Source organism: Burkholderia sp. PvR073 (genome assembly GCF_054055695.1).
In genome coordinates, this window is sequence record NZ_JBSRXO010000013.1 from 92,348 (window position 1) to 104,261 (window position 11,914).

The window sequence follows — 11,914 nt, forward strand, 5'->3', positions numbered from 1 at the left end:
GCGCATCGTGAGCGGGCGGGGTGGTGTGGTCGGGAAACCGCGTTGCCGTCCGCATGCCGCCCGAACGGGCTGCAACATCCCGTGGCGTCACGCGTATGCAGGCACGCCGGACAACATTTCCTTCTGAATTTTCCGAATCTTCGATCCTTCCAACCGGACGCCGCCAGCGCGCCGCAATCGCTGCGCGCAGGCGGCCGGTGTTCACACCATGCTTACGCGCTCAGCGCATCGACACCCGCTTGGGCGCGTGAGCGCGCGGGCGTCGTGTCGCTGACGATCTGACCGTTGTCGAGCTTCAGCAGGCGATCGGCGAGATCGAAATAGCGGTCGTCGTGCGTGATCACGATCACGGCCTTGCCGCGTGCGCGCAGCTCCGGCAACAGCTGCTCGTAGAACACGGCCTTGAACGACGGATCCTGGTCGGCCGCCCATTCGTCGAACAGGTAGAACGGGCGGTCTTCCAGATACGCGACGACGAGCGCGAGCCGCTTGCGCTGCCCGGTCGACAGCGCACGGTTCGAGAACGCGCCGTCGACAACCTTCACCTTGTGATCGAGCGCGAGCTTCGCGACCAGCGCGTTCGCGCGCGCATCGGCCTGCGTGCGCGCCGGGTCGTCCGGATCGACGATGCCGAGCAGCGCATCGAACAGGTGGAAGTCGTTGAACACCGCGCTGAAGCGCTGCCGGTACGCGGCGCGCTCGCGCCAGCCGATCGTGCGGCCGTCGACCTCGATCGTGCCTTCCTCCGGCTCGTAGAGTCCGGTCAGCACCTTGGCGAGCGTCGTCTTGCCGCTGCCGTTGCCGCCGACGATGAACACGAGCTCGCCCGGCCGAATCGTCAGGTTGATCGGCCCGATGCGGAACATCCGCTCGTCGCGCTCGTGGAAGTACGCATGCGTGACGCCGCGCAGCGTGACGGCGCCGGCCGGCGGCACATCGGGCGCGTCGCTGGCGGGCGGCACCGTGCGCAGCGCGCCGAACTCGGCCATCACGCCTTCGATGCGCCCGAGCGACACGCGTGCCGCGTTGACGGTCGGCAGGTTGTTCAGCAGCCCGTCGAGCGGCACCAGCATGAACAGGAACACGACGACGTAGCCGGCCGCCGTACCGGCATCGGCATGCACGCCCAGCTGCGGCCAGAACGCGGCCGCGCCGAGGAACACGTAGAACAGGAAGATGATCCAGCCCACGCCGACCGCATACGCGCTGAACGCGCGGCGGCGGTGGTCGCGCACCTCGCCGATCGCGGCGCCGAGCTGGCCGTCGACGAACTGGCGCGCGCGCGCGTCGTGCAGCTTCAGCTCCTTCGCGCCGGAGAACAGCGAGCCGAGATAGCCGAACAGGCGGTCCTGCGCCTGGCCGGCCGCTTCGAGCGACGCGATCGCGCGGCGATCGCCGGTGTGATAGCCGAGCGAGCCCGCGACGATCGCGGTCAGCGCGAGCAGGCACACGGGCCACGACAGCCACGCGAGATAGCCGAGGCAGCCGAACACGATCGAGCCGTGCATCACCAGGTTCGGCAGCGCGAAGAACAGCATCGACACGTTGGTCGCGTCGTCGGTCAGCACCGACTGCACGGGCGCCGCGCCGATCCGCTCGATGTCGCGCAGCTCGGCCGCGCCGACGCGCCGCGCGAGATGCACGCGCAGCCGCGCCATCGTGTCCTGTGAGAGCCGGGCGAACAGCGTGCCCGACACGATGCGCGTGACGAGCGCGATCACCGCGCACAGCGCGAAGCGCCACGCGAGCGACGCATCGGCCGCGCCGGGCTGCGCGAGCGCGCGGTTCAGCGTCGCGACGAGCAGCACGCTCGCGACGCCGTTGAGCACGCAGGCGACGAGCGCCAGTGCGAGCGACGCGCGGCTTTCGCGCAGCAGCGCGAGGATCAGGCGGGCCGCGGGGCGGCCGGGGGAGGCGTCGAGGGACGGCGGGGAAGAAGGCTCGTGGGCGGCTGTCATCGGCAACGTCGGTAAATGAAGGGCAAGCAAACCAGGCGGAAACGGCAAGACTGACGCGAAAGCAGCGCGCGGGCCGGGCCCGGTTGCGGCTTTCCTTCCTGATAGACGAACGGGCCGCGCAAATATTTAGCCGTATCGTCAAAAAATGCATCAGTTCGGACTTTGCACGCAAAACGGTAAAAAACCGGCCGCGCCGTTCGTCACACCAGTGAAGCCGCCCCTTGCGGCCCCGAGACTTGGCCGAAGCGGCCGGACCGAAGGACTTCACGCACATGACGAGTTTCCCGACTGCGTTGCACCACCGAATTCGCGAACTGGCGCGCCGTGCGCCCGACGCGCCCGCGCTCGCCGCGCCTTTCCAGAACGACCTGCGCCTGTCGCGCGGCGCGCTCGACGCGCGTGCGTCGCACCTGGCCCGTCAACTGCGCGCGGCCGGGGTCGGCGCGGAAGTGCGGGTCGGCGTCTGCGTCGAACGCTCGTGCGAGCTGTTCGTCGCGCTGCTGGCCGTGCTGAAGGCGGGCGGCGTGTTCGTGCCGCTCGATCCGCGTCATCCGGCCGCGCGCCTCGACTGGATCGTCCGCGATGCGCAGCTGCGTCACGGGATCGTCGATGCAGCGGGCCGCGCGGCGCTCGGCGCACCGTTCGAACACGCGTTCGACGCGATGTCGGCCGCCGGTGACGGCGCGGATGCCGCCGCGTTCGCCGACGACGAAGACGTGCCGGTGCATCCGCGCGCGGCCGCCTACATGATCTATACGTCGGGCTCGACCGGCACGCCGAAGGCGGTGGTCGTCGAGCACGGGCCGCTCGCCGCGCATTGCGACGCGCTCGCGGCCGCGTTGCCGATCGAAGGCGGCGACCGCCTGCTGCATTTCGCGTCGGTCAATTTCGACGCCGCGCACGAATGCTGGCTCGCGCCGCTCGCGGTCGGCGCGAGCGTGACGATTGCGCCGCCGCAGCCGTTCGCGCCGGATGCCGCCCATGCGCTGATGGTGCGCGAATCGGTGAGCGTCGCCGCGTTTCCGCCGGCCTACCTGCGCGAATTCGCGGCGCACGCCGCGCGCGACGGCGTGCCGCCGGCCCTGCGCGTGCTCGCGTTCGGCGGCGAAGCGCTGCCGCAGCAGGCATTCGAATTCGTGCGCCGCACCTTCCCGTCGGTGCGCCTGATCAACGGTTACGGGCCGACTGAGGCCGTGATCTCGCCGATGCTGTGGCCGGTCGAGCCGGGCGACACGCCCGAGCTGGCCGCCAACGATGCGTATGCGTCGCTGCCGATCGGCCGCGTGATCGGTCCGCGTGTCGCGCGTATCGATGGCGACGAGGCCGGCGAGTCGGGCGAGGGCGGCGAGTTGCTCCTCGGCGGCGTGTGCATCGCGCGCGGCTATCACGGCCGCCCGGCGCTGACGGCCGAACGCTTCATTCCCGATGCGCACGGCGAGCCCGGTGCGCGCGTGTACCGCACCGGCGACCTCGCGCGCCTGCGCGCCGACGGGGCATTCGATTATCTCGGCCGTCTCGACGACCAGGTCCAGGTGCGCGGCGTGCGCGTGGAGCCCGCGGAAATCGCCGCGTGCCTGCGCACGCATCCGGCGGTGGCCGACGCGGCCGTGATCGCCGAAACCGGCAACGGGCCGACGCGGCTGATCGCGTGCGTCGCGCTGCGCGCGGCCGCCGACGATGCCGCGCTGAAGGCGCACGTGGGCGCGCAGTTGCCCGCCGCGTGGCAGCCGCACCGGTTCGTGCGCTGCGCTGGGCTGCCGTATACGCTGAACGGCAAGATCGACCGTGCCGCGCTGCGCGAGCGTATTGCCGCCGCGCGCGACACCGAACAACAGGCGGGCGACGCACCGCGCACGCCGACCGAAGCGCAGATCGCCGGCTTCTGGCAGACGCTGCTCGGCCTCGATGCGACGCCGTCGCGCGACGACCGCTTCTTCGCACTGGGCGCCGATTCGCTCGCCGCGATGCAACTGCAGGCCGCGATTCGCGCCGCGTTGCGCGTGAACCTGCGGCTCGACTCGCTGTTCGCCGATCCGACGCTGGCTGAACTCGCCGCGCACGTCGATCGCGCGGAACGCGAAACGGGCGAACCGCTGGCCGCGATCGCCGCGCGCCGTGTGCCGGCCGATCTGGATGTGCCGCACGTCGATCGCGCGGCATCGCTCGCCCAGCAACGCTTCTGGGTACTCGCGCAAACGCGCGACGCAAGCGCTGCCTATCACATTGCCGCGCACTGGACAATTGACGGCGCGCTCGACCGCGCGGCACTGCAGCGCGCGCTCGATCACGTGATCGAGCGGCACGACGCGTGGCGCACGACGCTCGTCGACAACGACGACGGCATCGTGATGCAGCGCATCCATGCACACCTGCCGGTGGCGATCACGACGCTCGACCTGCGCGAGCAACCGCCGGCGGCACGCGACGCGGAAGCCGCCCGCATTGCCGAGCGCGACGCGGGCGCGCCGTTCGATCTGTCGCGCGGGCCGCTGCTGCGCGCGACGCTCGTCGTGCTCGCCGACGAGCGCCACCGGCTGCTGCTGACCGCGCACCACGCGATTACCGACGGCTGGAGCTCGCGCTGCGCATTCGACGAGCTGTCGGCCGCGTACCGCGCATACGCACAAGGCCGCGAGCCGTCGTTGCCCGAACTGCCGATCCAGTACGCCGACTACGCGGACTGGCAGCGCGACATGCTCGCCGGCGGCGAAGGCGAGCGTCAGCTCGACTACTGGCGCGGCGCATTGCGCGACGTGCCGGGCCCGCTCGCGCTGCCGGTCGACCGCCAGCCGGGCGCGACGCGCACGCTGCAGGGCGCACGCGTGTCGGTCCGCCTGCCCGACGCGGCGGCGGCCGACGTGCGGTGTCTTGCGCGCGACGCGCAGGCCACGGTCTTCACGGTGCTGCTGGCCGCGCTCGACGCATGGCTGTCGCGCCTGACCGGCGAGACGGACGTGGTCGTCGCGGTGCCGGTCGCGCATCGTCAGCGCCCGGAGACGCGCGCGCTGCTCGGCCTGTTCCTGAATACGGTCGCGCTGCGCGTGCGCGTGGCGCCGACGCTGCCGTTCCGCGCGCTGGTCGACGCGGCACGCACGGCGGCACTCGACGCGGTCGCGCACCAGGACGTGCCGTTCGAGCGCGTCGTCGATGCGGTGAAGCCGCCCGTCAAGCGCGGCGACGAATGGCTGCGCGTGAAATTCGCGCAGCAGTTCGATGCGCGGCACGACAGCGTGCTGCCGGGCGCGACCGCGGTGGCGACGCCGGGCCCCGATCTCGCCGCGCGCTTCGATTTCGCGCTGGACTTCACCGACGACGCGAATGGGATCGAACTCGTCGCCGCCTACGCGACCGACTGCATCGACGCCGATACCGCGCGCGCATGGCTCGACAGCTATGCGGCGCTGCTCGCGTGCGCCGCACATGAACCGCAATGCGCGACGGCCGCGCTGCCGTGCGATGCGTCGCCGGCGACGCGCCAGCCGCGCGACGGCCGTGCGCTGAGCGTCGAACACGCCGACATCGTCGCCGCATTCGCGCGGCAGGCGGCCGCCTATCCGCATCGCGTCGCGTTGGCCGATGCGTCGGCGTCACTGACGTTCGCCGAACTCGACGACGCGTCGAACCGCATCGCGCACGCACTGAAGCTGCAGGGCGTGACGGCCGAAGCGCCCGTCATCGTCTGCATCGAGCGTTCGGCCCGCTTCGTCGTCGGCCTGCTCGGCGCGCTGAAGGCCGGCGCGCTGGCCGTGCTGCTCGACCCGGCGCAGCCGGCCGCGCGCCTGGCGGCCGCGGCCGCCGATTGCGGCGCACGCCGGGCGCTCGTCGCGGATGTGGCCGCGTGGCCGGCCGGCATCGACGCCCAGCCGCTCGAGGTCGACACGCTCGCGCAGGACGCGACGCTCGCCCATGCGGCCGGCGTGCGCGTCGCACCGCATCCGGAACAGGGCGCCTATCTGATCTATACGTCGGGCTCGACCGGCACGCCGAAGGGCGTCGTCGTGTCGCACGGCGCACTGGCCGATTACGTGCAGGGGATGCTCGATGAACTCGCGTTCGCGCCGGACGCATCGTTCGCGATGGTGTCGACCGTCGCCGCGGACCTCGGCCACACGACGCTGTTCGGCGCACTGTGCGCGGGCCGCACGCTGCATCTGCTGCCGGCCGCGTGCGCGTTCGATCCGGACCTGTTCGCGCAGGAAATGCGTCGCCGCGACGTCGGCGTGCTGAAGATCGTGCCGAGCCATCTGCAGGCGCTGCTCGACGCGCGCGTGCCGGCCGACGTGCTGCCGCGCCACGCGCTCGTGACCGGCGGCGAAACGCTGACGTGGGCGCTCGTTGCGCGCCTGGCCGCGCTCGCGCCGGCCTGCCGCGTGATCAACCATTACGGGCCGACCGAAGCGACCGTCGGCGCGATTGCATGCGACACCGCGTCGATCGCGGCCGATACGCGCGATCCGGCGAGCGGCGTGCCGCTCGGCCTGCCGCTGCCGAATGCGCGCGCGCTGGTGCTGGACGCGTTCGGCGCGTGCGTGCCGGCCGGTGCGACGGGCGAGCTGTATCTGGGCGGGCCGGGCGTGGCGCGCGGCTACCTGAACCGGCCGGCGCAGACCGCCGAGCGCTTCGTGCCCGATCCGTTCACGCCCGGTGCGCGCCTGTATCGCACCGGCGACCGCGTGCGTCTGCGCACGGACGGCCGTCTCGCGTTCCTCGGCCGCATCGACGATCAAGTGAAGATTCGGGGCTATCGCGTCGAGCCGGGCGAGGTGAGCGCGGCGGTGCGCGCGGCCGGCCCGATCGCGCAGGCCGAGACGCTCGCGATCGAGCACGACGGCCGCCTGCGGCTCGCGACGTTCGTCGTGATGCGCGACGGCGCGGCATTCGACGAGGCCGCCGTGCGCGCGGCGCTCGGCGCGACGCTGCCCGACTACATGGTGCCCGCGCAATTCGTCGCGCTCGCCGGCCTGCCGGTGACCGCGAACGGCAAGATCGATCGCGCGGCGCTGCGCGAACGGGCGGCCGCGCCGGTGGCGACGGCTTCCGGCGACGCGCCGCGGGGCCCGGTCGAGACGGCGCTCGCCGAAGTCTGGCAAGCGGTGCTGAAGGCGCCGCACGTCGGTCGCGACGACAACTTCTTCGAACTCGGCGGCGACTCGATCCTCGTGCTGCAGGTGATCGCGCGCGCCCGCAAGCGCGGCGTGCGCTTCACGCCGAAGCAGCTGTTCGATGGCCCGACGGTCGCCGAACTCGCACGCATCGCGAAGACCGGGGACGCCGCTGCTGCAATGACGACCACGCCGGCGCCGGCGCAGTCCGCACCCGCTGCCGCGGCGATCCTGACGCCCGCGCAGCAGCGCTTCTTCGCGCTCGACGTGCCGCATCCAGGCCACTGGAACCAGTCGGTCGCGTTCGACGTGCGCGGCCCGTTCGACGCCGATGCCTTCGCGCGTGCGTTCGATGCGTTGCTGACCCATCACGACGCATTCCGTCAGCGCTTCGCGCGCGGCGTGGACGGCAAGTGGCACGCGAGCGATGCGGCGAAGCCGTACGACGCGCTGCCGTTCGTCGAAGTCGCCGCCCGCGACGAAGCCGACGCACTGGCGCGCTTCGACGCGTTGCAGTGCCGCCTCGACCTTGGCCGCGGGCCGCTCGCCTGCGCCTGTGCGGCGCGGCTGCCGGACGGTTCGACGCAACTGTATCTGGCGATCCACCATGCGATCGTCGACGGCGTGTCGTGGCGCATCCTGCTCGACGACCTGGACGCCGCGTATCGCGCCGCATGCGAGGGCGTGCCGGCTCGCCTGTCGCTGCCGGGCCTGCGCGCGGATGCATGGGCCGCCCGCCTGGCGCGTGCCGCGACGCAGCCCGCATCGCCGTTCGCTGCTGAAACCGCATACTGGGCCGGCATGGCCCACGGCGACGACCTCGTGCCCGATCATCCCGACGCACCGGCGACGAACGCCGATGCGGCCGTGGTCGTGCAGACGATCGACGCGGCATTGACCCGCGCCGCGCTGACCGACGCCCACGCCGCGTATCGCACGCAGACGATCGAACTGCTGGGCGCGGCGCTCGCCCTGGCGCTGGCCGGTGCCGGCGGCGCCGCGTCGTGCCGCGTCGAACTCGAAGGACATGGCCGCGAGGCGCTGTTCGACGATGCGGACGCGAGCCGCACGATCGGCTGGCTGACGAGCCACTATCCGGTGACGCTGCCGGTCGAAGCCACCGCGCGCGACACGCTGTGCGCGGTCAAGGATGCGTTGCGCGCGGTGCCGCACAAGGGGCTCGGCTTCGGCGTGCTCGCGCACTACGGCGATGCGGCGACGCGTGCGGCGCTGGCCGCCGTGCCGCGTCCGCGCGTCACGTTCAACTATCTCGGCCAGTTCGACGCGCCGCGCGACGCGACGCTCGTGCCGCGCTTCGGCGGCACCGGCATCGAGCGCGACCGCCAAGGCCCGCTCGGCAACACGCTCGCGATCCATGCGTACCTCGATACCGATCGCGACGGCGCACGCACGCTGAAGGTTCACTGGGTCTACGGCGCGCCGCAGTTCGAGCGCGCGACGATCGACGCATTCACGGCGCGCTTTGCCGCCGCACTGCGCGAACTCGCCGATGCCTGCGCGTCGCGGGTCGCGCATCGCGGCGGCGGCGCGACGCCGGGCGATTTCCCGCTTGCGCAGGCCGCCGGCCTCACGCAGGCCGCGATCGAACGCGCGCCGCTCGACTGGCGCACGATCGACGACGTGTATCCGCTGTCGCCGATGCAGCAGGGGATCCTGTTCCATGCGCTGTTCGCGCCCGGTCACGCCAGCTACGTGAACCAGCTCGTCGCGACCGCGACGGCGCTCGACGCCGACCGGCTCGCGGCCGCGTTCGGTGCCTCCGTCGCGCGCCACGACATCCTCCGCACCAGCGTGATGGCCGACGAGGCCGCGCCGCTGCAATGCGTGCATCGCCATGCGCAAATGCCGGTCGAGCAGCTCGACTGGCGCACGCGCGGCGACACGCTCGACGCCGATTTCGACGCGTGGCTCGCGGCTGACCGCGCCCGCGGTTTCGACTGGCGCGAGCCGCCGCTGATGCGGCTCACGCTGATCCGCGTGACGGACGACGCGTGGCGCGTCGTCTGGACGCGTCACCACGTGCTGCTCGACGGCTGGAGCACCGCGCGGCTGCTCGCGGACGTGCTGCGCGACTATCGCGACCCCGATGCGGTGTCGCCGTTCGCGAGCCGCCCGGCGCTGCGCTATCGCGACTTCATCGCGTGGCTCGGCACCCGCGATCGCGCCGCGGACGAACGCTTCTGGACCGACCGGCTCGCGCGGCTCGACGCGCCGACGCTGATCGCCGAACGCGTGGCCGATCGCGCCGACGCCGAGATGGTCACGTGGCGCGCGACGATCGACGCGGATGCGATGACGCTCATCGCACAAACGGCGCGTGCGCTGAAGCTGACCGTCAACACGCTGGTGCAGGGCGCGTGGGCGCTCGCGCTGCAGCGCATGACGCACCAGCCGGCCGTCGCGTTCGGCGCGACCGTCGCGGGCCGTCCCGATGCGCTCGCGGACGTCGACACGGTGCTCGGCCTCTTCATCAACACGCTGCCGGTGATCACGGCGCCGGCGCCGCAGCAGCGCGCGGCCGACTGGCTGCAGGCGCTGCAACGCGAGAACGCGGCCGCCGCCGAGCATGCGCACACGCCGCTTGCCGATATCCAGCGCTGGGCGCGCGGCGCCGGCGGCGCCCTGTTCGACACGCTGGTCGTATTCGAGAACTATCCGGTCGACGAGACGGTGCGCGACGCCGATCCGCGTGCGCTCGCGCTGAGCGACGTGCGCAGCATCGAAGCGACCGATTTCGCGCTGACGCTCGTGATCGAGAGCGGTGCCGAGCTGACGATCGACTACGGCTACGACACCGCGCGCGTCGATGCGCACCAGGTCGAGACCTGGCACCGCGCGTTCGCATGCGCGCTCGACGCGTTGTCCCGCACGCCGGATGCGCTGCTCGGCACGCTGTCGATCGCCGACGACGCGGCGCGCGCCGCACTGGCGCGCGCGCAGGACACCGCGCGGACGTGGCCGCACGCGCAACGGCAGCCGCTGCATCTGCAATTCGCGGCCGCCGCACAGGCCACGCCCGATGCGATCGCGCTCGAATATGCCGATGCCGACGGCGCCGTGCAACGCGCGACCTATCGCGAACTCGACCTGAACACGACGCGCGTCGCCGCCGCATTGCGCCGGCGCGGCGTGCGGCCCGATACGCCCGTGGCGTTGTGCGTCGAGCGCTCGTTCGACATGGTGACGGCGCTCGTCGGCGTGTTGAAGGCCGGCGCGGCGTACCTGCCGGTCGATCCCGACTATCCGGCCGAGCGCATCGCGTACTTGTTGCGCGATGCGCGGCCGGCGGTCGCGATCACGCAGGCTCATCTGCGCGAGCAGGTGGAGGCCGCGCTCGGCGACGACGCGACGACGCAGCTGCTGACGGTGGCCGATCTGCTCGCCGACGAAGCGAACGAAGCAGGCGAAGCGAACGAAGCCGCCGCCGACGTCGCGACCGACATCGACGACGCCCGGCTCGCGTACCTGATCTATACGTCCGGCTCGACCGGCAAGCCGAAGGGCGCCGGCAACTCGCACGGCGCGCTCGCGAACCGGATCGCGTGGATGCAGCACGCGTACCGGCTCACGCGCGACGATGTCGTGCTGCACAAGACGCCGTTCGGCTTCGACGTGTCGGTATGGGAATTCGTGTGGCCGCTCGCGATCGGCGCGAAGCTCGCGATCGCCGCGCCCGGCGACCACCGCGATCCGGCCCGCCTCGCGGCCGCGATCCATGCGCACGGCGTGACGGTGCTGCACTTCGTGCCGTCGATGCTGGCCGCGTTCGCCGCGTATCTGGACGATTTCTCGGCCGCCGCGCAATGCGACAGCGTGCGCCTGATCGTCGCGAGCGGCGAAGCGCTCGCGCCCGAACTCGTCGCGAAGGTCGCACGGCTCTTGCCGAACGCGACGCTCGTGAACCTGTACGGGCCGACGGAAGCCGCGATCGACGTGTCGCACTGGACCTGCGGCCCTGACGACGCGAGCGCCGTCGCGGTGCCGATCGGCCATCCGATCGCGAACCTGCAGTTGCACGTGCTCGACGCGGCATGGCAGCCGGTGCCGGCCGGCGCGACCGGCGAACTGTATCTGGCGGGCGCGGGCCTCGCGCGCGGCTATCTCGGCCGCCCCGGGCTGACCGCCGAGCGCTTCGTGCCCGATCCGTTCGTGCCGGGCGCGCGCATGTATCGCACCGGTGACCTCGCACGGCGCCGCGCCGATGGCGCACTCGACTATCTCGGCCGCGTCGACACGCAGGTGAAGCTGCGCGGCCAGCGGATCGAGCCCGGTGAAATCGAGGCGCTGCTGCGCATGGCGCCGGGCGTGCACGACGCGGTCGTGATCGTGCGCGACGAGCAACTGATCGGCTATGTCGCACGCGGCGACGCGGCGTCGCTCGACCGGGCGGCACTGCTGGATTCGCTGCGCGCGCAGTTGCCGGCGTACATGGTGCCGTCGCAGCTGATCGAGCTCGACGCGCTGCCGGTCACGCCGAACGGCAAGTGCGACCGCCATGCGTTGCCGGCGCCGGTGCGCGAGTCGGCCGCGGCCGTCGAACTCGCGACCGACACGGAGCGCGCGCTCGCCGCGATCTGGCAGCGCGTGCTGCATGTGGACGCGATCGGCCGCGACGACGATTTCTTCCTGCTCGGCGGCCACTCGCTGCTCGCGACGCAGGCCCATGCGCAGGCGAACCTGCACTGGGGTCTCGCGCTGCCGCTGCGCACGCTCTTCGACACCCGCACGCTCGCACGCTGCGCGGATGCGATCGACGCAGCCTGCGCGGCACGGGGCGAGACCGACGCGGCGAGCGCGATCGATGCGCTGCTCGGCGAACTGGAAACCCAATAA

At 72.1% G+C, this 11,914-nt stretch carries 2 protein-coding genes; one reads left to right on the forward strand and one right to left on the reverse strand.

Annotated features, from left to right (window positions below; all coding sequences use genetic code 11):
• Positions 1-212 precede the first annotated feature (212 nt).
• Complete coding sequence (locus ACVK00_RS29465; RefSeq protein ID WP_284891553.1) at positions 213-1,958, reverse strand: cyclic peptide export ABC transporter; 1,746 nt, start codon at positions 1,956-1,958, stop codon at positions 213-215.
• A 272-nt stretch (positions 1,959-2,230) separates the two neighbouring features.
• Here ACVK00_RS29465 and ACVK00_RS29470 point away from each other — a divergent pair, with 272 nt between their 5' ends.
• Positions 2,231-11,914, forward strand: coding sequence for an amino acid adenylation domain-containing protein (locus tag ACVK00_RS29470; protein WP_456826972.1), 9,684 nt, complete (start codon positions 2,231-2,233; stop codon positions 11,912-11,914).

Bases quoted from the DNA above. Each gene is read 5' to 3' on its own strand.
- ACVK00_RS29465 (WP_284891553.1), bottom strand. From the start codon at position 1,958: ATGACAGCCGCCCACGAGCCTTCTTCCCCGCCGTCCCTCGACGCCTCC.
- ACVK00_RS29470 (WP_456826972.1), top strand. From the start codon at position 2,231: ATGACGAGTTTCCCGACTGCGTTGCACCACCGAATTCGCGAACTGGCG.